This is a genomic window from Rhodococcus sp. C3V (genome assembly GCF_029269915.1).
In the GTDB taxonomy this organism is placed as follows: domain Bacteria; phylum Actinomycetota; class Actinomycetes; order Mycobacteriales; family Mycobacteriaceae; genus Rhodococcus_F; species Rhodococcus_F qingshengii.
In genome coordinates this window covers 115,961-141,147 of the sequence record NZ_JARJBE010000005.1, presented here as the reverse complement: position 1 = coordinate 141,147, position 25,187 = coordinate 115,961, and the positions used below count along the sequence as shown (strand labels likewise).

General features: G+C 61.8%; 17 protein-coding genes. 12 read left to right on the top strand and 5 right to left on the bottom strand.

Annotated elements, in window-relative coordinates; genetic code table 11:
• Nucleotides 1-42: 42 nt before the first annotated feature.
• Together P3G66_RS15540 and P3G66_RS15535 are read right to left on the bottom strand one after the other, a co-directional pair.
• The gene (locus P3G66_RS15540; RefSeq protein WP_276116816.1) at nt 43-1,365 is read right to left on the bottom strand and encodes a ClC family H(+)/Cl(-) exchange transporter; all 1,323 of its coding nucleotides are present in this window, start codon (nt 1,363-1,365) and stop codon (nt 43-45) included.
• A gap of 114 nt (nt 1,366-1,479) precedes the next feature.
• Nucleotides 1,480-2,100 carry a LysE/ArgO family amino acid transporter gene (locus P3G66_RS15535; protein ID WP_042451547.1) on the bottom strand — a complete coding sequence of 207 codons (621 nt, stop codon included), beginning with the start codon at nt 2,098-2,100 and terminating at the stop codon, nt 1,480-1,482.
• A 75-nt stretch (nt 2,101-2,175) separates the two neighbouring features.
• Here P3G66_RS15535 and P3G66_RS15530 point away from each other — a divergent pair, with 75 nt between their 5' ends.
• The 5 genes from P3G66_RS15530 to P3G66_RS15510 all read left to right on the top strand — a co-directional run bounded on the left by P3G66_RS15530 (nt 2,176) and on the right by P3G66_RS15510 (nt 9,378).
• Nucleotides 2,176-3,069 (top strand): LysR family transcriptional regulator ArgP, encoded by an 894-nt coding sequence (locus tag P3G66_RS15530; protein WP_007730552.1) that lies wholly within the window; start codon nt 2,176-2,178, stop codon nt 3,067-3,069.
• Nucleotides 3,070-3,217: 148 nt separating this feature from the next.
• The gene (locus P3G66_RS15525) at nt 3,218-4,690 is read left to right on the top strand and encodes an AMP-binding protein (RefSeq protein WP_003942992.1); all 1,473 of its coding nucleotides are present in this window, start codon (nt 3,218-3,220) and stop codon (nt 4,688-4,690) included.
• A gap of 85 nt (nt 4,691-4,775) precedes the next feature.
• Nucleotides 4,776-6,623, top strand: coding sequence for a DUF3556 domain-containing protein (locus P3G66_RS15520; protein WP_064075024.1), 1,848 nt, complete (start codon nt 4,776-4,778; stop codon nt 6,621-6,623).
• Nucleotides 6,620-8,053: an NAD(P)/FAD-dependent oxidoreductase gene (locus P3G66_RS15515; RefSeq protein WP_276116815.1), complete on the top strand. Its 1,434-nt coding sequence runs from the start codon at nt 6,620-6,622 to the stop codon at nt 8,051-8,053. Before P3G66_RS15520 ends, P3G66_RS15515 begins: the two co-directional genes overlap by 4 nt.
• A 35-nt stretch (nt 8,054-8,088) precedes the next feature.
• Nucleotides 8,089-9,378 (top strand): helix-turn-helix domain-containing protein, encoded by a 1,290-nt coding sequence (locus P3G66_RS15510; RefSeq protein ID WP_054187007.1) that lies wholly within the window; start codon nt 8,089-8,091, stop codon nt 9,376-9,378.
• A gap of 91 nt (nt 9,379-9,469) precedes the next feature.
• Here the strand turns inward: P3G66_RS15510 and P3G66_RS15505 are convergent, their stop codons facing one another.
• Complete coding sequence (locus tag P3G66_RS15505; protein WP_276116814.1) at nt 9,470-10,786, bottom strand: HNH endonuclease signature motif containing protein; 1,317 nt, start codon at nt 10,784-10,786, stop codon at nt 9,470-9,472.
• Nucleotides 10,787-10,903: 117 nt separating this feature from the next.
• On the opposite strand from P3G66_RS15505, the gene P3G66_RS15500 reads away from it, so the two are divergent.
• From P3G66_RS15500 to P3G66_RS15470, 7 genes are all read left to right on the top strand, one after another.
• A complete protein-coding gene (locus P3G66_RS15500) occupies nt 10,904-12,211 on the top strand; it encodes an SWIM zinc finger family protein (RefSeq protein ID WP_276116813.1) in 1,308 nt (435 codons plus the stop codon).
• Nucleotides 12,208-13,692 (top strand): DUF5691 domain-containing protein, encoded by a 1,485-nt coding sequence (locus P3G66_RS15495; RefSeq protein ID WP_276116812.1) that lies wholly within the window; start codon nt 12,208-12,210, stop codon nt 13,690-13,692. Before P3G66_RS15500 ends, P3G66_RS15495 begins: the two co-directional genes overlap by 4 nt.
• A complete protein-coding gene (locus P3G66_RS15490) occupies nt 13,689-14,822 on the top strand; it encodes an AAA family ATPase (protein WP_276116811.1) in 1,134 nt (377 codons plus the stop codon). The genes P3G66_RS15495 and P3G66_RS15490 overlap by 4 nt, the downstream gene beginning before the upstream one ends.
• Entirely contained in the window at nt 14,819-17,005 is a 2,187-nt protein-coding gene (locus tag P3G66_RS15485) for a DUF5682 family protein (protein ID WP_276116810.1), read from the top strand. The genes P3G66_RS15490 and P3G66_RS15485 overlap by 4 nt, the downstream gene beginning before the upstream one ends.
• The gene (locus P3G66_RS15480) at nt 17,002-18,165 is read left to right on the top strand and encodes a VWA domain-containing protein (RefSeq protein ID WP_003943178.1); all 1,164 of its coding nucleotides are present in this window, start codon (nt 17,002-17,004) and stop codon (nt 18,163-18,165) included. Before P3G66_RS15485 ends, P3G66_RS15480 begins: the two co-directional genes overlap by 4 nt.
• A gap of 42 nt (nt 18,166-18,207) precedes the next feature.
• A complete protein-coding gene (locus P3G66_RS15475; protein ID WP_193594824.1) occupies nt 18,208-19,830 on the top strand; it encodes an MFS transporter in 1,623 nt (540 codons plus the stop codon).
• 237 nt (nt 19,831-20,067) lie between these two features.
• Complete coding sequence (locus tag P3G66_RS15470; protein ID WP_276116809.1) at nt 20,068-22,395, top strand: EAL domain-containing protein; 2,328 nt, start codon at nt 20,068-20,070, stop codon at nt 22,393-22,395.
• 1 nt (nt 22,396) lies between these two features.
• Here the strand turns inward: P3G66_RS15470 and P3G66_RS15465 are convergent, their stop codons facing one another.
• Both P3G66_RS15465 and P3G66_RS15460 read right to left on the bottom strand, forming a co-directional pair.
• On the bottom strand, nt 22,397-23,521 hold the full coding sequence (locus P3G66_RS15465) for a GGDEF domain-containing protein (RefSeq protein WP_230359180.1): 1,125 nt from the start codon (nt 23,519-23,521) through the stop codon (nt 22,397-22,399).
• A 121-nt stretch (nt 23,522-23,642) separates the two neighbouring features.
• Complete coding sequence (locus tag P3G66_RS15460) at nt 23,643-25,082, bottom strand: amino acid permease (protein WP_276116808.1); 1,440 nt, start codon at nt 25,080-25,082, stop codon at nt 23,643-23,645.
• Between the last annotated feature and the right edge of the window lie 105 nt (nt 25,083-25,187).

Below are 25,187 nucleotides of genomic sequence, written 5' to 3'. Positions count from 1 at the left end.
TTCACGTAGCGCGCCCGTGCTGCAATAACCCGTGTGCGGGGATCAATCCGTATGCGGGCGTTGCGGCTCCAACATCCGTTCGCGCAGACTGTCGTAGATAGGTGCCGACCCTGCCGACGTGGTGACGAATACCGCTGCCGCAGTGGCAGCGAGCATCGGGACCAGCGTCGACGTCACCGCGGTCATTTCGACCACGATCACGATGCCGGTGAACGGTGCGCGTACTACGGCGCCGAAGAAGGCCGCCATACCGACGGTGGCCATGGTGACCGTGAGCCCGGCGTCCACTCCGGGCACGAAGCTCGACAGTCCGGTGAAGATCGACCCCCAGAGCGCGCCGAGAGCGAGTAAGGGAGCGAACAGTCCGCCGGGAGTTCCAGCGGCATACGAGAGCGGGCCGGTGAAGAACCGAACCACCAAGTACAGCAGCAGGATCGGCAGTACGAAGGTCCTTCCGCCGACGATCATCTGTGCAAGAACGTCGCCGCCCCCACTGGCCAACGGGTCGAGGAACAGCGTCAGGCCGATGACGGCGCCGATCGTTGCGCCGATGACAGTCGGTGGGATCTTGTCGAGCCGTGCCACGATGTCGAGTAGTCCTAGAATCAGGCGGTTGTACGCAATACCCAGTAGCCCCGTGAGGATTCCGAAGACGACGAACAGTGGCAAGAATGCGAGTTGCGGTGTCGGGACGGTGCCGACCTCGAAATCGGGTTGATCACCGATGACGATCCGTGCACAGCCCACCGCCACTGAAACACCGAAAAACGTTGGCAGCACGGTGCGCAGCCGGAACGAGTGCGTCACCTCCTCGCAGACGAACAGTGCCCCCGCGATCGGCGCGTTGAATGCGACAGCGAGACCTGCTCCGGCCGCGGATGTTTGCAGCATGGCGACGTCGGGTTCGGTGAGGCGGGCTCGCCGTCCCGCTTCTGCTCCGATCGCCGCACCCATGTGTACGGTGGGGCCTTCACGGCCGAGAACCAGACCGGAGCCGATCGCCAAGAGGCCGCCGATGAATCTGGCGGGCACGAGACTGATTCCCGGCGGTTTCGCTTCACCGCGGGACACCGCCTCGACGTGCTGGATGCCGCTTCCCTTTGCGAGGGGCACTCGTCTGACGATCAGTACGGCAAGTACGGTGCACAGGGCCACCAGGAGGACCGGCACGAGCCACCCGACGTACGGAACGTGATGCGCCCAGTTCACGATCGCCTGACGAAGTTCGTCGGCCCTGATCAGACACCAACGGAACGCGCCGCCGACAAATCCGACCCCGACGCCGGCGACCGCAGCGAGTAGACACAGCAAACCCAGTCCGCGGTTGGAGTCACGCGGTTCGGTGCCGCCATCGTCCTCGGTCATCGTGATCAGCCCTACCTGATGGTCACAACTCGCGACAGGTGAATTGAGCTTCCTCACCTTGGACGGTAACCCATCGCGCTACCCGCAGGGTCGGATCGAGGTTGTGCAGCCTGGTCACAATTCGACAAGCAGGCTGATTCCGAGAACTGCCATCATCACGGCGATCAGAGCATCGAGAACCCGCCACGCGTTGGGTTTCGCAAAAAGCGGCGTCAGCAGACGTGCGCCGTAACCGAGGGCGCCGAACCAGACCACACTTGCCGTGATGGCACCGGCGGCAAACCACCAACGTCCGATCTCGCCGCGACCGTTGGCGATAGAACCCATGAGCACCACGGTGTCGAGGTACACGTGTGGATTGAGCCAGGTGAGAGCCAATGCCATCGTGACGGCGGCAAGCCTCGACCCGTTGCCATGTCGATCCGGCGCCAACGTCTGGGGGTGAAGTGCCCGCTTGGCGGCGAAGAGCGCATAGCTGAGGAGGAAAACGGCGCCGGCGATACGAACGAACGTGATCATCGACGGTGCGTGTTCGAGGAGGGTCCCGATTCCGCTGACGCCCGCGAGGATCAGAATTGCGTCTGACAACGCGCACACTGCGACGATCGGGAGTACGTGCGATCGCGTCAGACCTTGGCGAAGAACAAACGCATTCTGGGCGCCGATTGCGACGATCAATGACAGTCCGACTCCGAAACCGACGAGGGCCGACGCAGGGTCGTTGGTGCTGAGCATGTTGTCGAGCCTGCCGCGCAGATATCATTCAGTCCAGCTAATGATTCTAAGGACACATCAGAGTAGCTTCAGATTATGTTGGATTTCGAGCAACTGAGGGCATTGCACGCCGCGGTCGACGAGGGAACCTTCGAGGCGGCGGCGCGGAAACTACACATCACGCCTTCGGCGGTCAGCCAACGAATCAAAGGTCTCGAGACCTCGGTTGGCCGGATCCTGGTGCAGCGCACCAAACCCGTCCAGGTCACCGATTCCGGGAGAGAAGTCCTGCGTCTTGCACGTCAGATAGACGCTTTGTCGCGTGACACCGTGCGAGAGCTCGGCCTTGAAAATGGTTCAGGGATGTTTGCGCGTGTCTCGATCGCGGTCAATGCCGATTCGCTGTCCACCTGGGTTCTCGGGGCCCTCGCGGAGTTCACGCAAGAAGTCAGTTTCGATTTTCATCTCGACGATCAAGACCACACCACCGAACTGCTGCGCGACGGTTCGGTCATGGCTGCCGTCACGTCTGTTGCGTCACCGATTCAAGGGTGTACCTCCAGTCGGTTGGGCATCATGCGGTATCGGCCGATGGCGAGTGCAGAGTTCTGCCGTCGTTGGTTCGCAGACGGTGTCACGGCCGAATCCCTTTCGGAGGCGCCGCTGGTGGTGTTCAATCGCAAGGATCTGCTGCAGGATCGGTACCTCGATCAAAAGGTCGGCCACCCCGCCGATCCGCCCCGTCATCTTGTTCCTTCATCGGCAGACTTCGCGGACGCCGTCAGGCGGGGATACGGCTGGGGATTGATACCGGACCTGCAGCGCGGCGACGACGATCGCTCCGGCGTGCTGATCGGATTCGATCCGGACTTCGTGGACGACGTTCCGCTGTACTGGCAGCAGTGGAAACTGTCGTCACCCGTCTTGCGCCGGATCTCCGAGGTGGTGACCAGACGCGCCCACGAGGTGTTGCATCAGCCGTCTAGCTGATGTGCACCGCACGTGCGGTGTTGTGCTCGGGCGGTGTTGTGCTCAGGGAACAAAGAACCTGGACAAGTTGATCCCCTGGGACCGTTTCTTCGGCCGCAGGACGCCGATAGTGTTTTGAGTCACACACGAATGAAAGGTGCTGACTCTCGTGGCGAACATCGGATATCTGGCTTGGGATCTTGCAGAGAAGTACGGGCAGAAGCCGTGCTTGCGGGACGACCACGTCGAACTCACGTATGAAGAGTTCGCAGATCGCACAGAAGCTGTTGCCGCGCAATTGGCTGGACTCGGAATCGGCCTCGGTGACGTGGTGGCGATCATGCTGCCCAATCGCGTCGAGTTGCTGATCGCGATCATGGCTGCCTGGCGCATCGGTGCTGCCGCTACACCCATCAATCCGATGTTCACCGCGAACGAAGCGGACTACCAGATCGCGGACTCCGGGGCCGAGTTGGTCATCACCGCCACTGCCGACGCACCCTCGGGCGGCCGCGCAGTGTTGGCCGTCGAGGATCTGGCGACAGTGCCGCCGACCGATCCCCGACCCGGAATCGATGTTGCAGCAGACGATCTGGCGTTGCTCATCTACACCAGCGGCTCCACCGGACGGCCCAAGGGAGTGATGCTCACACATGCCAACCTGCAGTTCATGGCTTCGTCGATGGGCAAGAACATCGGTGTTACCGGCGCGGATCACTGCCTGCTGATTCTGCCGCTGTTCCATGTCAACGCGATCTGCGTCAGCGTCTTGACGCCCTTACTTGTCGGCGGACAGGTGAGTGTCACCGGGAAGTTCTCGGTTTCGAGATTCTTCGACGACGTCGCGCGACTTCGCCCCACGTATTTCTCGGCGGTGCCGGCAATCTACGCGATGCTGACCTCACAGCCGGAAGACTCCTCGATCGACACGTCGTCCTTGAGGTTTGCCGTGTGCGGTGCGGCGCCGATCAGCAAGGAACTCCTCGAACGCGCTGAGCGGCGTTTCGGTTTCGTGATCGTGGAAGGTTACGGACTCACCGAGGGGACCTGTGCGTCGGCCTGCAATCCTGTGGACGGCGTGCGCAAACTCGGTACGGTCGGCCCGGCGTTGCCCGGCCAGCAGATTGCCATTCTTGCCGAGGACGGAACCTTTGCGCCCGCCGGGACTGCCGGAGAGGTGGTCATCAAGGGTGGCAACGTGATGCGTGGCTATCTGGGTAAGCCGGAGGAGACTGCGAAGACCGTCAAGGATGGTTGGTTGCATACCGGTGACGTCGGAGTCCTCGACGAGGACGGCTACCTGACCCTGGTCGATCGCATCAAGGACATGATCATCCGTGGGGGAGAGAACATCTACCCCAAGGAGATCGAAAATTCGCTCGCTACACATCCTTCCGTGCTCGAGGCAGCCGTCATCGGCGCTCCGCACCAGGTCTACGGAGAGGTGCCAGTTGCCTATGTTGTCGCCTACCCCGATGCGCCCGTCACCGAAGACGAACTGCTCGAACATGTCACGGCCTTGCTCACCCGAGTAAAGGTGCCAGTGGCGATCTACGTCGTCGATGCGCTTCCCCGAAACCCGGTGGGCAAGATCGACAAACCTGGAATGAGACGAGCTTTGAGCGCAACTCCCGCTCACTAGTCACTTCCCCGTAATACCAGCACAGCTCGACGACGTCCGTCGAGTCGATCCGTCATGCCCACATTCCGTATTTCAGGAGCAAATCATGGGATTCAAAGAAGGAAACTTCCCTCCCGTCGATCCGGCAACGTTCATGGACAAGCCGTTTCTCGAGCGTCTGCGTGACATGTCCACGCACTGGGTGGATTACGGCTTCGGTACGCCGAAGATGGTCCACACCGTCTACATCATGAAACTGTTGTTCCTCTACCTGGCGGCTGGAACAGCCGTTGCCACTTTGACTTCCGGCCTCTCGTGGTTCGACATCGGATCGTGGTGGAACCAGCCGATCGTCTACCAGAAACTCATCATCTGGACGATGATGCTCGAGATGCTGGGCTTGGCAGGATCCTGGGGACCGCTCGCCGGCCACTTCAAGCCGATGACCGGTGGAGTTCTCTACTGGCTCCGCCCCGGCACCATTCGTCTGCCACCGTGGCCGGGCAAAGTGCCGCTCACCTCGGGTGACACCCGCACGGTGTTCGACGTCTTCATCTATGCCGCCGCAGTCGCCAATCTCCTTGTTGCCGCTGTTCTCCCCGGTGTTCACACCACAGGAATCGATTCGGCAATCGCTGACAATGCCGGACTGGTGCGTCCGACGGTCTTGTACTCCTTCCTGGTACTCATGGTGATTCTCGGGTTGCGGGACAAGGTGCCCTTCATCGCTGCCCGTAGTGAGCAGTACCTGCCGGCGATCTTCTTCTTCACATTCCTGCCGTTCGTCGACATGATCCTGGCGCTCAAACTGCTGATCGTCATGGTGTGGATCGGTGCCGGTGTCTCGAAGTTCGGTCGCCATTTCTCGCTGGTGGTTCCTCCGATGCTCAGCAATACCCCGTGGATCCCGTCGAAGAAGATCAAGCGCGCCCACTACCGGAATTTCCCGGAGGATCTGCGGCCTTCACACCTGGGCGGCGGCGTCGCACACGTGGCCGGAACGATGGTCGAAATCGTCACCCCGTTGATACTGCTGTTCTCGACGAACAAGACCCTCACGATCCTCGCCGTGATCCTCATGGTCGGATTCCATCTGTTCATCGCGTCGACCTTCCCGCTTGCCGTCCCACTCGAATGGAATCTTCTGTTCGCCTACGCCTCGGTCTTCCTGTTCCTGGGATTCCCGGCATGGGACGGCTACGGACTCGGCGCCATGTCCTCACCGTGGATTACCGCGGGAATTGTTGCAGCCCTTGCCTTCTTCCCCATTCTCGGAAACCTTCGACCCGATCTGGTGTCCTTCCTGCCGTCGATGCGTCAGTACGCCGGCAACTGGGCATCCGCGACGTGGGCATTCGCGCCGGGCGCTGAAGCCAAGATCGACCAGTTCATCAAGCGTCCGTCGCCGGATACGCGCAATCAGTTGATGACGATGTACCCCGAAGATGTGTCCGATGTCGTTCTGCATCAGCTGTTGGGCTGGCGTTCCATGCACAGCCAGGGGCGTGCGCTGTTCTCTCTGATGATCAGGCACCTCGGCGACGACATCAACACGTACTCACTGCGGGAAGCAGAGTTCATGTGCAACTCCATCGTCGCCTTCAACTTCGGTGACGGGCACCTGCACGACGCGAAGTTGATCGCAGCCATTCAGCGTCGCTGCAATTTCGCACCCGGTGAGTTCCTGGTGACCTGGATCGAATCGCAGCCCATCCACAAGGGAACGCAGGAGTACCAGGTGATCGATGCCGCTCTCGGTGTCATCGAACGAGGTACTTTCAAGGTCGCCGACGCAGTCGCCGAACAGCCGTGGTTGCCGAACGGGCCCATTCCGTTCGACGTTCAGTGGACACTGGACGTACGGGCCGACCGCGCGGCAACGGATCCGCAGGTTGTCTCCGAACCGAAGATGCGTACGAGGGTCAGCGGTAGCGAGCAAGAGGTGAGTAAGTGACAAAGGCCGTAGTCGTCGGCAGCGGGCCCAATGGGCTCGCTGCCGCGGTACACCTCGCACGTAGCGGTGTGGACGTGCAGGTGCTCGAGGCTGCCGACCAGATCGGCGGAGGCACCCGCTCCGGTCCGATCGACGTGCCGGGGTTGATCCATGATCACTGCTCGGCGTTTCACCCGATGGGTATCGGCTCGCCGTACCTGTCCAAGCTGGACCTCGAGCGATACGGGCTGATCTGGAGATGGGCAGAGGTGGACTGCGCGCATCCGCTCGACAACGGGGACGCCGGGGTTCTGTACCGCTCGCTGGAGCAGACGGCTGCGGGGCTCGGCGCTGACGGGCCTCGATGGCAACGCATGTTCGGTGACTTGTCGACTGGGTTCGATGCGCTGGCGTCCGATCTGATGCGCCCGATCGTCAATGTTCCGCACCATCCGCTGCGGCTCGCAGCTTTCGGTCCGCGAGCGCTGCTTCCGGCAACGGTGACCGCCAAACTGTGGAAGACGGACAAGGGGAAGGCGCTGTTCGGCGGGGTTGCCGCACACGCCTTCTATCCACTCAACCGTCCGGCCACCTCGGCGGTGGGATTGATGATCACTGCTGCTGGTCACCGCTACGGTTGGCCGGTTGCCGAGGGAGGTTCGCGGTCGATCACCGACGCGATGGCTGCGATGCTCCTCGATCACGGCGGCAAGATCGACACCAGCGTTCGGGTTCGTACGGCCTCCGAGATTCCGGACGCCGATGTTGTTCTGCTGGATGTCAATCCGGGGGGTGCGCTCGAAATTCTGGGCGATCGACTCCCTGGTCGAGTGGCGAGGGCCTATCGAAAGTTCAAGCAGGCTCCCGGAGCATTCAAGGTCGATTTTGCGATCGAAGGTCATGTGCCGTGGACCAATCCGGACTGTGCTCGGGCCGGAACTGTCCATCTGGCAGGTGGTTTCGACGAAATCGTGGCCGCTGAGCGTGAGACGAATTCAGGCCGTATGCCGGACCGGCCGTTCGTGCTGCTAGGTCAGCAATACCTGGCTGATCCCACCCGATCTGCCGGGAACATTCATCCGCTGTATGCCTATGCGCACGTGCCTCACGGTTACGCCGGCGACGCTACGGAGGCGATCATCCGTCAGATCGAGAGGTTTGCGCCAGGATTCCGGGATCAGATCGTCGCGACATCGAGCAGTGGTACAGCTGACCTGGCACAAGACAATCCGAATCAGGTAGGCGGCGACATCATCGGAGGTGCCAACACCGAACTGCAGGTTGTCTTGCGTCCGCGCGTCGCAGTCGATCCGTACAGCACGGGGATCGCGGGCACTTACCTGTGCTCGGCCTCGACCCCGCCGGGTGCCGGAGCACATGGAATGTGCGGGTACAACGCAGCCGAATCGGCTCTGAAGTACCTGCGACGAAAGGGTGCGGAAGTTCTGTGAGTAGTCCATCGCACAAGGAGCGAGGCGCCGGTGCGATGCGGCGCCTCGCCCGAGTGCCTGCAGCCGCGGAGCCGGAAGTGCTTGCGGTGGTTGCCGAGTTGGCACGACGACTCGACGAGCGCAGCGCCGACATCGCGCGTGAGATGGCCTTCATGATGGCTCACGAAATCGACCAATTGGATGCAGACGCCAAATTGCTCGAAATGCTCGAGGCCAGCGTGCAGGGAAACATCACGACGATCATCCACGTATTGGCCAACGACATTCCGATCGATCATCTCCAACCCACCACTGCTGCAGTGGAATACGCTCTGCGTCTGGCGCAGCGGGATGTCCCGTCCAACTCCCTTGTCCGGGCCTATCACATGGGCCAAGGCGATCTGATGCGGATCTGTCACGACGAGATCAGCACACTGGATATTCCGGCGCGACTCACTTTGGCTGTCCTGAAACACACTTCGGACGTGGTCTACAGCTACATCGACTGGATCACGCTCTACGTCTTCGACGCGTACGAGCGGGAACGCAGTCGATGGATGGCAGCGCAGGGAAACCTCCATTCGGCCGCAATCCACGCCCTCCTGTCCGGCGCCAACGCAGATACCGCTGCTTTCGAAGCGGAGACCGGGTACCGCCTCGGTCAGAACCACGTCGCCCTGGTGGTCTGGTCGACGTGGGATGCCGACGTCATGGGCATCAATACGCTGGACCGACTCGTACGTGATCTCGGCGCAGCGGCGGGAGCGGACAAGCCGCCGATCATCACCGCCATCGATCGGCGCACGGTGTGGGCGTGGCTGCCGTTCGGTCGCCGGGTGCCTGCGCCGGATCCGGAGGTTCTCGCGGCGGCAGTGCCGTTGGACGGCGGGGCGCGGGTGGCAATCGGACTGCCGGGGTCAGGGGTCGACGGTTTCAAACGGTCCCACGAACAGGCAACCGCCGCCTATTCGGTTGCTGCCGTCCCGGATACACCGCAGCGACCTGTGGTGAGCTTCGGAGACCGCGGCGTCGCTGTGGTTTCACTTCTGTCCGAGAACATCGATTCGACGAAGTCATGGGTCTGGGAGGTGCTTGGCCCGTTGGCGGAAGATACGCCCTCTGCTGCATCCTTGCGGACGACGTTGAGTGTGTACTTTGCACATGGTGAAAGTCATCTGCACACTGCCAATCACATGAATCTGCACCGGAATACGGTGAAGTATCGCATCAACAAGGCGCTCGGCGATCCAGTTGCTGCCGGCCGAGACAAGTTGGATCTTGCTCTGGCCCTGCAGGTTTGTGAGTTGTTGGGTAGATCGGTCTTGCGCCCGGCCAAATCGTCGTGAGTCGTGGATGCGACACGGCCTGTGGGCTCCGTATCGGGGTTTGATGTCCGATGCGGAGCCTGGCCGTGTTCTGTTGTGCCTGAGGTTCTTCTCAGGTTTTGAAGGTGGTGTTCGCCGGCCGCGGGTGCTGCTGCGGGTCGATCGAGGGTGGCGGGATGAACCAGGGTTTGTTGTCGACTCCTATTCGGATTTCCCATTTGCCGACGAACCCGGATTTGCGGTGCATCAGTCGGTGGTGTGAACGGCACAGCAGGACCAGGTTGTTCATCACCGTCGGGCCGCCGTTCGCCCAGTGCCGGATATGGTGCGCATCCGTCCAGGCAGGCACACATGAACACCCCGGGAACGCGCAGCCCCTGTCTCGGGCGATCAACGCCACTCGCTGTTCGGGGGTGACCAATCGTTTTCCGGGTTTCGCATCGAGCGGTGCGCCGTGATCGTCGAGCAGAACGGTGGAGAGGAAACAATCACACCCGAGAAGTCGGGTCTGCGACACCGACAGTGGCCCGAGCCAGGGCATGTGCCCGACATCGAGATCCGACAAGTCCAGATCGGGTGAGCCTTCGTCGTCCACATCAGAAGGCGACGCGGCGCAATCCCGATGCTCCGCCAGATCCCGAGCATTGATGTGCACGTTCACATGCGGACGCTGACCACCATCGGTACCGGTTTTCGCGCAGTCCAGATACCGGCGGATCAGTTCGGTGAACCCGTCCGCGGTGCGTTTCGCCGCCGACCGAGCATCGGGCGTCCCGTCCGGTGCTGGGGTCGGCATCGTCAGACTCGACAACGCCGACAGCAACATCTCCCCGGTGAGAGCGTCGAAATCACCACGCACCACCACTCGACCGTTCAAGGTCGACGCGATCCGCAACTCGTTGAGATCGACATCCTCGGCGGGCGGAATCTCATCCGATTCGAACAACCGCTCCAAGGTCGCGATCACGTTCCGCACCTTCGTCGTCGTCGCCTCCACACCCGACGCAGCAGCCAACAACAAATCGATGCACTTCGGGAGCGCCTCCTCCGGCATCCCCTTCGGCGGTGACTCGCAGAACGCCACGATCAACACAGCATGCTCGAACGAACAGTCCCCGCCATCGAACCGAGCCGCCACCGCCGGAAACGGCCGCAAAGCCGCACCCAACGCGGCGATCTTCTTCCCGTCCCGAACCTGCAGCATCGTGTTGGCCGCCAACCACGCACCCACCCCGCGGCTGGCAATCACCTGATCATCCGGGCGCAACGACAACTCGTCGACCACAGCCACTCGAACGGCTTCCAGGCGCAGAATCTCCGCGCTCGCCGACACCGCAGCCGCACGTAACTCAGAAGCAGGTAACTGCCACAGACGTCCGCGTAACCCCACCGCAGAACCAGACACCACGTCCGACAACAAGACAGTCATTGAATCCCCCGATCCCCTCCCCAAAATCATATTCGAATATGTGTTCGAGTCAAGGGGTAATTCACCAACGAATCGGCCTGGCTCTGTGATGTCAGCGGGTTGTCATACTGTGGTCGAGTGACTTCGCCGTGGACAGCTGGGCAGGTGGCGTCGGTAGCTCCGGACGCCGCATCGCTAGCCGCTGCGCGCAAGTTGGCTGGTACGTGGAGCCATGCCGGCAACAGGGGTCTCGCGCTCTGGGGGCTGTGTCAGGGCAGCGGCTCGAAGCCGTATCAAGCAGTGGTCGACCTGAGGGGCCCTGCATACAAGTGCTCGTGCCCCAGTCGAAAGTTTCCGTGCAAACATGCTCTGGGGCTGCTGGTGGAATGGTCGGAAGGGCGTGTGCCGTCGACGGACGAGCCCGCCGACTTCGCGGCAGAGTGGTTGTTGCGCCGCGAGGAGAAGGCCGAGACCCGCGGCGAAAGGGCTGAGACCGGCGACGAGGCCCCCAAGAAGGCTCCCGACCCGGCGACAGCGCAGAAGCGCGCCGACCGCGTTGCGAGCGGGCTCGTCGAATTGGACCTGTGGATCACCGATCAGATCCGCAGTGGTCTGGCAGCGATGGACACATCCTGGGCGGGCTTCGACGCAGTAGCTGCTCGAATGGTGGATGCTCAGGCGCCTGGTGTCGCAGGCACACTTCGAGCCTTGGCGGGCACCGTTGCGTCTACCGAGAACTGGCCCGAGAAAGTCCTCGACGAGTTGGCTCGGTTGCACCTGCTGGTTGCTGCGCATCAGAAGCTGTCCGAGTTGCCGGAAGATCTTGCCCATTCGGTGAAAGCACACGTCGGCTATCCGGTCTCAACCGAGAGTGTGATGGAATCGATTCCGGTGAAAGAGAACTGGATGATTCTCGGTTCCGGGATCACCGAGGAGAAGCGACTGTTCACCCGAACGGTGTGGATGCTCGGCAGGAATTCGAAGCGGTGGGCCATGCTGCTCGACTTCTCCCACGGGTCACCCAATTTTGCCACCGAAACGCCGCCAGTCGGGTTTCTGCTCAACGCCGATGTTCATTTCTATCCCGGTGCCGCGGCATTGCGGGCGCGGATAGGGGTCACGCACGGAGAACCGGAGCCCTTCACAACCATGCCGTTCGGAAGCATCGACACTGCGTTGCAGCAGTTTACCGATGCCCTCGCCGCGGATCCATGGTTGCGCTCGTGGCCGGCAGTGATCAGTTCGGTGGTCCCGTCGTTCGTCGACGGATCATGGTTTGTCGTCGACGAATCGGGCACAGCGCTTCGGGCAGAGGGTGATTCGGATCTTCTGTGGAAGTTGCTCGGCATTTCCGGCGGTTACCCGGTCACAGTCTGCGGAACGTGGAACGCGCTGGCTCTTACTCCGATCTCGGTTTTCACGGGAGGGCAGGTGATCGAGCTGTGAGTACATTGATCTCAGCGGCGCTCCTTGGGACAGCCAGAACAGCAACAACATTCGAGGAGCTGCCGGCTGAAGTGCGTGGCTACGCTCGCGAACTCGACGGCGATCCTGCCGAGATGCTTCTCGCAGGAGCAGCGTTGGAGAGGGCGTACCGCCGTGGCGGTGCGGGCTCCACCACGGCGGCGGTGCCGACACCTGCGCCAGACGATGTTCGATTCACGCTGCCGGAATCCTCATCGGCGCATCTGCTGTCGATGCTCGCGGCCAAGGCGACCTTGCTCGACGAATGGTTCGCAGTCGCGTTGGAGCACAATTACCGTGCGCCTGATCATCTGGTCGCCGAGTTGCTTTCCTTTGCACGTGCAAGTGAAGCTCACCGGGAGAGCATCCTGCAGATTGTCGGCGAGCGTGGTCGATGGCTTGCCGCGCAAAACCCCGAGTGGAGCAAACTCGTCCGAACCAGGGATGCCAGCCCGGACGTGTGGCGTCACGGAAGTTCGTCGCAGCGCACACAGTGGCTGATAGACACTCGTCGAACAGATCCCGCGCTGGCGCTGGCCGAACTCCGAAAGTCCTGGGGCACCGAGCGGGGCGAACAGAAGGCTGCCTTCGTCGCGGCGCTGGCAAACGGACTGAGTGCGGATGATCAACCATTGTTGGAGGAAGCCCTCGACGACCGTCGCAAGGACGTGCGACGCGCGGCAGTGGAAGTACTCGGACAACTCCCCGAATCGGAGTTCGGGGAGAGAATGGCTGCTCGGGTTCGGAAATGGGTGCGGGTGGAACGGAAACTCGTTCGGTCCACGCTCGTCATCGTCCCGCCTGAGGAAGTCGATTCAGCGGCGAGGCGAGACGGCATCGAAGACCGGCCGAATCCACACACCGACTATCGTGCCGAGTATGTGCGTCAGGCGATCAGTTCTGCGCCGTTGTCTCTGTGGAACAACATGATCGGTGGACCAGGCAAGGCCTTGGGGATGAGCGTTGACGAAGGCTGGGAGCCGATCCTTCACGACGCGTGGTCCACCGCCGCAGTCGCGCAGAACAATACGGAATGGGCGCTGGAACTCATTCGTATGCGCGGCACCGCCACCGATCGACGCGTGCTCCCGTTGGTGCCGGCCAAGGCGCTGGCTGATCTGTTGAGGTCCGGAAACGGCGACGCCAATGTTCTGCACCCGGGCCGGGCAGCGATCTACGACGCTCTGCGAGGTCCATGGCCCGAGGACATCACCCGGGCAGTGGTGGCCCAGTGGGAACGAGTTGCGGCCAGACGTGCCGACGGAGGCGCCAAGGCCGACGAATTCTCACGCTACAAGTACGTCGCATCGCTGCGCCTGGCCGAGGCTCGATTTCCTTACAGCGCAGTAACTTTGCTGGAGCGTGCTGCGGAACGTGCACGTGACCCGGACTGGCGGCAGGCCTTCGCCAGAACTGCCAGCGCCATCACCCACCGCAAGACCCTGCTCGAGGAGCTCACATGACTGACAGCGTAACCGTGCCCACCACGGAACCGGAAAAGCTCGCGCAACCGGCAAGGCTGATGCGGCCCCACGCAGAGCAGGAGTACGCGCTCGAACTCGAAGCACTGGCCGCGCAGGACACTCGTCCGCGTCCACCGTCGTGGAACTTGTCGCCCTGGTCCGTCGTGACGTATCTGTTGGGTGGCACTCTCGACGACGGAACCGTCATTTCGCCGAAGTACGTCGGTCCACGGAGGTTGATGGAAGTGGCCGTCGCAACTCTTGCCACCGACCGGGCGCTACTGCTGTTGGGGGTTCCCGGTACGGCCAAGACCTGGGTCTCCGAACACCTTTCGGCCGCAATCTCGGGTGCGTCGACGCTCCTGGTTCAAGGCACGTCGGGTACGCCCGAGGAAGCTATCCGCTACGGCTGGAACTACGCACGTCTTCTCTCCGAGGGGCCGACCGCCGGTGCGCTGGTGCCTTCTCCCGTGATGACGGCGATGGAAACCGGGAAGATCGCCCGCGTCGAAGAGTTGACGCGTATTCCGGCCGACGTGCAGGACGCCCTCATCACCATTCTCTCCGAGAAGACGTTGCCGGTGCCGGAGCTGGGCATCGAGGTGCAGGCAGCCAAGGGCTTCAACCTGATCGCTACCGCCAACGATCGCGATCGCGGTGTCAACGATCTGTCGTCCGCACTGCGTCGACGGTTCAATACCGTAGTCCTCCCTTTGCCGGCCAGCGAGGAAGACGAGGTGGCCATCGTGGCACGTCGAGTCGAACAGCTGGGCGCAGCACTGGAATTGCCGACAACCCCCGCAGCAGCCGAGGAAATTCGCCGGGTCGTCACCGTGTTCCGGGAACTGCGATCAGGCACGACCACCGACGGCCGCACCAAGTTGAAGTCCCCGTCCGGAACTCTGTCGACGGCGGAGGCGATCTCGGTGGTCACCAACGGTTTGGCGTTGTCTGCGCATTTCGGGGACGGCGTACTGCGGGCATCCGACGTCGCTGCCGGAATCCTGGGCTCGGTGATCAAGGATCCGGTCGCAGACAAGGTGGTGTGGAACGAGTACCTCGAGGCAGTAGTGCGTGAACGCGGCGAGTGGTCCGACTTCTACCGGGCGTGCCGCGAGGTCACCGGGTGACCATCGTGATTCCGGACCTGCGTGTCCGGGTCTTCGGTATCCGTCACCACGGCCCGGGATCTGCTCGTTCGGTTCGGCAGGGCCTGGAAGAGTTCTCGCCTGACGTCGTCCTGATCGAAGGGCCTTCGGACGCAGACCCGTTGGTGATGCTGGCGGCGTCGGAATCGATGGAACCACCGATTGCGTTGCTCGCGTACGCCACTGGCGAACCGTCGAAGGCGGCATTCTGGCCGTTTGCGGTGTTCTCACCCGAATGGCAAGCGCTGCAGTGGGCTGCGAAGAACGGTGTGCAGGCACGGTTCTGCGATCTGCCCGCCTTCAACGTGTTGGCGGATCAGGGGATTCGTACTGTCCGCGAGGGCGATCCTCTGTCGGAACTGGCCGCGGCCGCGGGTTTCGACGACACCGAACGCTGGTGGGATTCGGTGATCGAATCTAGCTCGGGCGCAGATTCTTTCGATGCGATCACCGAGGCGATGGAGGCGCTGCGTGAGACAGTGCCGATCGACGAGGAGACAGCGCATCGCGAAGCGTATATGCGTCAGGTGCTGCGAAAGACGTTGAAAGATGGCGCTGAGCGGGTAGCGGTCGTCTGCGGAGCCTGGCACGCGCCGGCGTTGGTCGGAGCCTTGGGGCCGGCGGCACCCGATGCTCGCATCCTCAAAGGAATGTCCAAGGTCAAGACCTCGCTGACATGGGTTCCCTGGACTCACTCACGCCTGGCGTCGGCATCGGGTTACGGCGCCGGAATCACCTCGCCGGGCTGGTATCACCACCTGTTCACCGCGAACGACAAGACGATCACGCGGTGGCTCACCAAAGTTGCGCGGGTGCTCAGGGACGAGGACCTTCCGATCTCGAGTGCTCACGTCATCGAAGCTGTCCGGTTGGCAGATACGTTGGCGGCACTGCGTTCTCGACCCTTGGCGGGATTGTCGGAGGTCACCGAGGCAACGAGGTCGGTGATGTGCGATGGAAACGACGTTCTTCTGGATCTGATCACGCGAAGATTGGTTGTGGGCGAAGCGCTGGGCGCGGTGCCCGAAGAAACTCCGACGGTTCCGCTCGAAGCAGACCTGCGAGCACGTTCGAAGACTTTGCGGCTCAAACAACAAGCGGGAGCCAAGAATCTCGATCTGGACCTGCGACGCGATATCGACGTCGAGCGTTCCCAGTTCCTGCACCGACTGGGGATCCTCGAGATCGATTGGGGAACCCCGGCCGACAGTGAGGTCCGTTCCACCGGAACGTTCCGGGAGACTTGGGCGCTGCAATGGAAGCCCGAATTCTCGGTCTCGGTGATCGAGGCGTCGCTGTGGGGCACGACGGTGGCTGCAGCGGCAACATCACGTGTCGTCTCGAAGGTCAACGAGCCGGACATCTCTCTCGCGTCACTGATCGGACTACTGGAGAACTCGCTCCTGGCAAACCTGCCGGCAGCGTTGTCCGCTGTGCTGGAAAGTGTGAAAACGGTTGCGGCACTGGATCATGACGTGTCGCACCTGATGGCGGCGCTGCCCACGCTGACGCGAACGCTGCGGTACGGCGATGTGCGCGGAACCGACGTGTCGGCATTGGTCGACGTCGCCGACAGCCTGTTGATCCGCATTTGCACCGGCCTCGCAGTCGCCGTCACGGGCCTGGACGATCCGAGTGCCGAGGAGTTTCGCGATCACCTCGACAAGGTTCACTCGGCAATCATGGTCCGTGACGATCGCGATGCGAGCGCACGATGGCTGCAGACCATGGCTGGCGTGATCGACCGTGACGACGTCAACGGATTACTCGTCGGCCGGATGGTGCGGCTACTGCGCGACAGCGGTTCGATCACGGAAACCGCTGCAGCCCAGCGCTTGTCTCGGGCCCTGTCCGTGGGAAGCACGCCGACCGCCAAAGCCGGGTGGGTCGACGGGTTTCTCGGTGGAGGAGGGCTTGTGCTCGTTCACGATCGAGCGTTGCTCACGCTGATCGACACGTGGGTTCGCCAACTTCGTGAGCAGGACTTCATCGACACGCTTCCACTGCTTCGACGTACGTTCGGAGCGTTCGAGGCGGGGGAGCGTCGAGCGATCGGTCAGGCGGTCAGAGGTGGACGACGCGTCGAAACGACAGTGGAGACCGATGCTCGACGCGGCAGAGCGGCAATGGCGGTCGTTGCGGACATCTTGGGGGTGGGCGCATGAGCGACGACGATCAGCGCCTTCGACGCTGGAGACTGATGCTCGGGGAATCCGCCGAAGAATCGACGGGTGGGCTGGGCCAACCGGGCGAGCGTCGAATGGATGCAGCTCTTGCCGCACTCTACGATTCGTCCGGCCCGACCAAGGGGCGACGCCGCTCAGCCGGATTGGGGGCGTCGGCTCCGTCCGTCGCCAGATGGCTCGGCGATATCCGGACGTACTTTCCCAGCACGGTGGTGCAGGTGATGCAGAAGGACGCGATCGACCGACTGGGTTTGGCGCAGTTGCTGCTCGAACCGGAACTGCTCGATGCCGTCGAGCCCGATGTGCATCTGGTCGGGACGCTGCTGAGCCTCAACCAGGTCATGCCGGAGGCCAGCAAGGCAACTGCTCGAATGGTCGTCGGCAAGGTGGTTCGGGAAGTCGAAGAGCGAATCGCGCAAAAAACGAAGGCCGCGGTGACCGGGGCTCTCAATCGTTCGGCCAGAACGTCGAATCCGAAGTTGCGTGACATCGACTGGGACCGAACCATCCGAGCAAATCTGTCGCACTACCTTCCGGAGTATCGAACCGTCGTCCCCGAGCGGCTCGTCGGATACGGCCGCAAGTCGAAATCCGTGCAGCGCGACGTAGTCCTGGCGATCGACCAATCGGGTTCGATGGCGTCCAGCGTCGTCTACGCATCCGTGTTCGGCGCGGTGTTGGCGTCGATGCAGGCGCTGAAGACTTCGCTTGTGGTTTTCGACACTGCCGTCGTCGACCTGACGGACAAACTGTCCGATCCAGTCGACGTCCTTTTCGGGACCCAACTTGGTGGGGGCACGGACATCAACCGCGCTATCGCGTACAGCCAGTCGCTGATCTCGCGTCCTGCCGAGTCGATGTTCGTTCTGATCTCGGACCTCTACGAGGGCGGTATTCGCAACGAGATGTTGCGCCGCATGGCCGCCATGAAGAACTCCGGCGTTCAAGTCGTGGTTCTACTGGCACTCTCGGACGACGGGGCACCGTCGTTCGATCACGACAATGCAGCGTCGCTGAGTGCCCTCGGGATTCCCGCGTTTGCGTGCACGCCGGACAAGTTTCCGGAACTGCTGGCGGTGGCTCTGGAACGCGGGGACGTGTCGGCTTGGGCGGATCAGCTCACCCTCGAACAGCACTGACCGGTCTGCTTCGAGGACCTGAACACCGGGTACACCCGCACGATGGGTGACGGACAGGTTGCTGGTTCGACGACGCAGGCGGGTTCAGGACTGGTTCTCACGGTGTTGGCATCCAGCCAATTCCTGATGACCTTGGACAGTTCGGTCATGAACGTTTCGATGGCAACCGTCGCCGAGGACGTCGGCACGAGCATCACCGGCATTCAAACCGCGATCACGCTGTACACCCTGGTCATGGCGACGCTGATGATCACGGGCAGCAAGCTGGGGTCGATGATGGGTCGTCGCCGAGCCTTCGCGGTCGGCTTGATCATCTACGGCGCAGGTTCTCTGACAACGGCGCTCGCTCCCAATCTTGCGGTTCTGCTGATCGGATGGTCGTTCCTCGAAGGCGTCGGTGCGGCACTCATCATGCCCGCGATCGTCGCGCTCGTCGCCACCAACTTTCCGGCGCAGAAGCGCCCGGCTGCCTACGGTCTGGTCGCTGCCGCCGGCGCGATGGCCGTGGCGGTCGGGCCGCTGATCGGCGGCGCCGCGACGACATTTGCGTCATGGCGTTACGTGTTCGTCGGCGAAGTCGTGATCGTTGTCCTGATCTTGCTGGTGCTGAGCAAGGTGGTCGACGTCCCACCGTCGAAGTCGCGCCTCGATTACGTCGGATCGATCTTGTCCGTGGTCGGGCTGGGCATGATCGTCTTCGGCGTACTGCGCTCGAGCGAGTGGGGTTGGGTGCAGGCCAAACCCGACGGACCGCAGCTGGTCGGGCTTTCCCCGGTGGTGTGGCTGCTGATCGCCGGGCTCCTGGTCGTGTACGGATTCCTGCGCTGGGAGGGACGCCTGGCCGCTGCGGGGAAGGAGCCGTTGCTTGATCCGGCGATGCTGCGAAACCGCGAGCTCAGTGGCGGACTTTCCATGTTCTTCGCGCAGTTTCTGGTCCAGGCGGGCGTGTTCTTTGCGGTCCCGTTGTTCTTGTCCGTAGTTCTGGAGCTCAGTGCCCTGGAGACGGGAGTTCGCATCCTGCCGTTGTCGGCGGCGCTCGTGTTGGCTGCCATCGGTATTCCGAAGCTGCGGCCTACCGCGAACCCGCGGCGCGTGGTCCGAGTCGGATTGTTGGTCATGATCTTCGGCATCTTGATGCTCGTGGCGGGCATGGACCCCGGAGCCGACGCGGCGGTCGTGATGATTCCCATGCTGTTCATGGGTTTCGGCTTGGGCTGCCTGTCCTCGCAGCTCGGAGCAGTTACCGTGTCGGCGGTCCCGGACGACCGCAGTACCGAGGTCGGCGGGCTGCAGAACACTGCCACGAACCTGGGCGCCTCATTGGGAACCGCGCTGATCGGGTCTGTTCTCATTGCCACTCTCTCGAGCTCTGCGATTGCCGGGATCGAAGACAACCCGGCGGTTCCGACATCGGTGCAGCAGCAAGCGAGCACCGACCTGGCCTCGGGCGTGCCGTTCCTGTCGACGACGCAACTTCGATCAGCTCTCGGTGACGCCGGCGTCGCCGAGTCGACGGCGGACGCGATCGTGGGTGTGAACGAAGACGCCAGGCTGGACGCGTTGCGTGTCGCCTTTGCCGTGGCTGCGCTGCTCGCGATCGCAGCGTTGTTCCCGACCGCTCGAATCCCTAGCGTCGCAGTCGGCGACAAACGTGGGTCGAGCTAAGAATCAGCAATCGCAGATCGACCTGGAAGATCGAGGGATCGACCTCTGGATATAGTGATCTGCGCACAATCGATTCGTCAGATGGCTACCGTTGTGAAGGAAACAAGCAGCGAGTCTGAAACACTGACGTTTCACCGGATAAGGGTTCGGTGGGGAGCCAGGGGAGGTTCGGATGGCCAGGCGAGCGGATTCGACGCCCGCTGATGGCGCCTGCGCAGATGTCGGAATGCCTCGCTGATGAACCGTCCGAGTCGATTGGGCAGGCAAGATCCTGCTTCGGAGGCCGACTGCAACAGCCTGTTTCGCCGTCAGATAGACGAAGCTGCAGCCGTCGCGCCGTTCGCCAATCTTGCGTACATGGCGAGTTTGGTCGTGATTCTGACCTACACCGTCCCGCCCGGACGTCAGACGCTCAGGTGGTTGGGTGGCGCCCTCATCTTTCTCGTCCTCGCGAATTCGATCCGAGTATGGATTCCCCTTCGCTGGCGACCGTCGAAGCACACCCCGCGCTACGACTACGTGGGTCTGCTCGTCGAAGTGATCGTGGTCGCGACCCTCGACGTCACACTTTTCGCTCTGCTCTTTCACGACATGGACGTCTTCCGCGACTTGGTTCTGATCGCGACGATGGCCGGGATCATGGGCGCCGGGACCGTGACGTTCTCGAGTCTGAGATCGGTGAGCCTGACCTGGATCTACATTCACGGCCTCGGCGTCTTCACTGTTCTCGTCGTCCACGCCGAACCCCACTTTCGCATACTTGCGATTCAGTTGTGCATCTACATGTTTGCGCTCACCGTAGGGGCGGTCTATCTGTCGGCCTCTTTCCAGAGACGTTGTCTCGCAGAGTTTCAGGCGGAATCCGAGCGTCAGACTGTGGCGTTGTTGCTCGACGGTTTCGAGGGCGGTTCTCGCGACTGGCTGTGGGAGTGCGACACCAACGGCCGGTTCTCCCACACCTCGGCACGTCTCGCCGAGGTCGCAGGTATGACGGTGGACGAGTTGCAGCAACTCACCTTCGGACAACTCCTCACCAGACTCCAGATCGCATCGAGTCCGGAGGGGCGTGCGGCCGCGGCCCAGATGATCGACAAACTCGAATCGAGTGCTCCCTTCCGGGACACTGTCGTGCCGGTGCATGTCGACGGTAGGCGACGCTGGTGGTCTCTTTCCGGCAATCCACGGGTCCTCGAATCCGGCGCGATTCTGGGTTGGCGCGGTGTCGGTTCCGACATCACGGAGAGGTATGTCCACGAGCAGGAGATCCTTCGCCTTGCGGCCACCGACTCGTTGACCGGGTTGCCGAACCGTCGTGCGTTCGGAGTGGCGCTCGAGGAAGCGATCGATTCCCGCGCGCCGGAGAAGCAGGTTCTCGTCGGGATTCTCGACCTCGACAACTTCAAATCGGTGAACGACACCCTTGGCCATCCGATCGGGGACCAATTACTTCTCGAAGTCACGAAACGCCTTCGCAACGTGATCGGTTCGGACATGTGCTCGCGGATGGGCGGTGACGAATTCGGGCTGATCGTCTGTACGTCTTCGCGCGACGATCCCGGTGTGATCTTCGATCGGTACCTGGAAGTGCTGCACGAACCATTCTTTGTCGAAGGCAATCGGATCGAAGTGCGGGCCACGATCGGTTACTCGAGCGCGCCCGAGGATTCGACGGACGCCGACGGATTGGTGATGCTGGCGGATCTGGCTCTGTACGAGGCGAAGTCGACGGGACGCAATCGAGTGGGCAAGTTCTCACCGCTGCTGCGGGCGAGGGCATCGGCGCGGGCGACGGCGTTGCACGAGCTGGACAGAGGGATCGAGGAAGGGCAGTTCGATCTCCATTACCAGCCTCAGGTCGACACTCAGACCGGTGAAGTGGTGGCCTTCGAGGCTCTTCTTCGGTGGAACCATCCCAGCCGCGGCCTCATCGGGCCCAGCCAGTTCATCTCGGTGGCGGAGGAAACCGGAATGATCATTCCCCTCGGTGCGCAGGCAATGGCGATGGCGACCGCCGCTGCTGCGGGGTGGCCGACCGGAATCGGCGTCTCGGTCAACGTTTCACCAGTGCAGTTGGTGTCGCGAGAGTTCGGTGCGATGGTGAAGAAAGCGCTGACGGATTCGGGCTTGCCTCCGCAACTGCTGCAGCTCGAAATCACCGAGACAGGTGTTGTGGACGATCGCGCGATCCGGGATCTCTACAAGCTGCGTGAGCTCGGGGTTACCGTCGCACTCGACGATTTCGGCACCGGCTATTCGTCCTTCGCCACGCTCCAGAGACTTCCAATCGACGTTCTCAAGATCGATCGCATGCTGGTCACCGACTCGGACGATCCGAAGATGTCCGTGGTGAAGTCCATTGTCGAATTGGCCGCGGCCCTCGGTATGAAATCGTTGGCCGAGGGCGTGGAGACCATCGAGCAGTTCCGCCGCGTCCAGTGGGTCGGGTGTGACCTGGTCCAGGGTTACCACATCAGCAAGGCTCTGACCGCTGAGCGCGTCGATGTGTATCTTGCCGCGACGGACACGGAAACCGGGCGCAGCGTCCACCCACTTACGTGGCTGTGAATCAGATCTGAGCCGAGCGGATCGTATTACCGCCTGCCGCTTTCGCTTGATACATCATCGAATCCGCGACATTTGTCGCCGCCAGGATTGCGGAAGCACCGCCGCTCCACGCCTTCGATTCGGCGGTCATCATCACCGCTCCGACGCTCACCGTTGTGGGGATCGCGTCGGAACAATCCGACAGCGCCGCGTTTATCCCTTCGATCAACAGGGTTGTCGATTCGGGATCACCGGCAATGACAGCCAGATATTCTTCTCCGCCGGTTCGAGCGATGACTCCGCGTTCGCCGAGATGTGTGCTCAATCGGTTCGCGGTTCTCCTGATGACATGATCGCCTTCGGCATGACCGTGAAGATCATTCACCGTTTTGAATTTGTCGATATCGACGACGATGAAGGCGAGAGATGAAGAATCGTCTCGGGTGCTCTCGAAGAGATCGCCGACTGCCCCTTCCAGTCCCCGACGGTTGAACAGTCCAGTGAGGGGATCCCGGTCCGAATACTGGGCATCGCGGTAGAGAGTGCGCCAAGTCAGGTGCGCAAAAATGGGAACGAGTGTGACAGCTCCGAAAAGAACGGTGCCGCGGGCCAGAAGCGTCGTGATATCGACGTCGCCTTCTAGATAGGCAAGAACGAAAACGGTAGTCGTGACGGTCGTCGACCAAACGACATGAGCGACAAGCCACCTTGCGCTGACAAAAAGCGTCGCAAAGGTTCCGGTGACCGCGAAGACGATGCAACCGAACGTCCCGGACGAGCGATCCGGCACCAGGAGGACGGCGGCCGCGATCCCGAGATCTGCGAATATTCCGAATGCAAGCAACCCCCGGCGTCCGGGAAACGGTTGTGTGAACCAGCATGCGGCGATTCCCACACACGTACAGATCATGAAAATCGAAAGAGCTTTGCCGGGTGTGGTCGGCGGCGTATCCGGACCGATCAATTTGTAGAAAGCGGACAGTCCGAAGATGATCGTCATCATTCCGAGCAAGGTTCGGAAGATCGGAATGATTGCCCGGCCGGATCTCTGGTGCTTTATCCACTCGTAGTCGTGTGGTTCGTTGAACCATTCGTGAAGTGTTCGCCAAGAACTGTGCCCCTCGGAGGCGATGACAGGGCTCGGCATGCTGTCCATTTTGCCTTGAATTTAGGTAAAGAGAAAATCTATGTTCGACCGCTTCCATCGGATCGACTCTTTTCGGGGAAGAGGTTCAATTATCGAGTCGAGTGCTTACTCGATGCTTGTTTCAAGCCTTCTTCGAACTGCTGTGTGCGTTGTTCGAGCCGGTCGCGAACGATCCGACTTTTCGCGTACGAGACTTTCTCACGCCGTAAGCGGCGAGGATGACCCCCAGCGCGACCAGGCTTTGGACGAATTCCGCGCGCGTGGGTTCGTTGAGCCCCATTCCCACCAGGATCACGAGAATCAGACCAGTGACCACTATCGGCAGGCCGGGGTACAACCAGACACGGAATTTCAGAATCTCGGGGCTTTCGCGTTCCCATCGGCGTCGGAGGCGTAGTTCGGATACACAGATCAGGATGTAAACGAACAAGCAGATCGCGCCCGACGAATTCACGAGGAACAAGAAAATCGTATCCGGCCAGATGTAGCCGGCCGCGATACAGAAGTACCCGGCCACGGTGCAGGCGAGTACGCCCTTCACCGGCACGCCGCGGCTGTTGGTCCGTGTCATCCAGGCCGGCGCGTCGTTGTAGACGGAGAGTGCGAAGAGCATCCGCGACGCCGTGTACAGGCCGGAATTGAGGCAGGACAGCACCGCGACCAGAACCACGAGATTGAGAATGTCGGCGGCGCCGGGAATTCCGAGCAGGTCGAGTGCGGAGATGAACGGAGAATCGCCGACGACGAACGAATCCCACGGCAGCATCGTCACGAGGAGGAAGGTGGCGACAACGAAGAAGGCGAGAATGCGGAAGACGACCGTGTTCGTGGCCCGCCTGATCGCTCCGGCGGGTTCGGCGGATTCCGCTGCGGCGATCGTGACCAGCTCGGCTCCGGTCATGGAGAAGATCACGGCGACAACGCCCACCAGTACGGGGGTGAAGCCGTTCGGCAGAAATCCTCCGTGGCCGGTCAGATTGCTGAAATCGACTTCACTGCCGGGCCAGATGCCGAAGACGAACAGACTGCCGAGCACGATGAAGCCGATGATGACGGCGACCTTGATACCCGCAAACCAGTACTCGGCCTCGCCGAAGTTGCTGACGGAGAGAAGATTGACCCCGGTCATCACCAACAGGAGTACCGCTGACATGAGCCAGAGCGGGACACCATGGATCCACCGGGAGAGCAGGGTAGCTCCGACGACGGATTCGATGCCGACGACGATCACCCAGAAATACCAGTAGAGCCAGCCAGTGGTGAAACCCGCCCAGTCGCCCAACGCCATGCGCGCGTATTCGGTGAACGATCCCGTACACGGCTTGGCCACGGCCATTTCGCCGAGCATGCGCATCACCAGGAACACGATGATGCCGCAGATCGCGCACGTGATGACTGCGCCGGGGCCCGCCTGGTTGATGATTCCGCTCAGCCCGACGAAGAAACCGGCGCCGATGACGCCGCCCATGGAAAGCATGGTCAGGTGACGCTTCTTCAAGCCTGTTTTGAGTGTCGAATGAACGCTGGCGGCTTCGGCTGTTTCGGTGCTGCTGTCGGGCATCTGGGCTCAGCTCCTATTGCATGGCGCGATCAGTTCTTTCGGAGAGACGCTAAGCTCATCGTGTGATCCAGAACATGGACTTGATGTACAAATCTGAACTGGAAA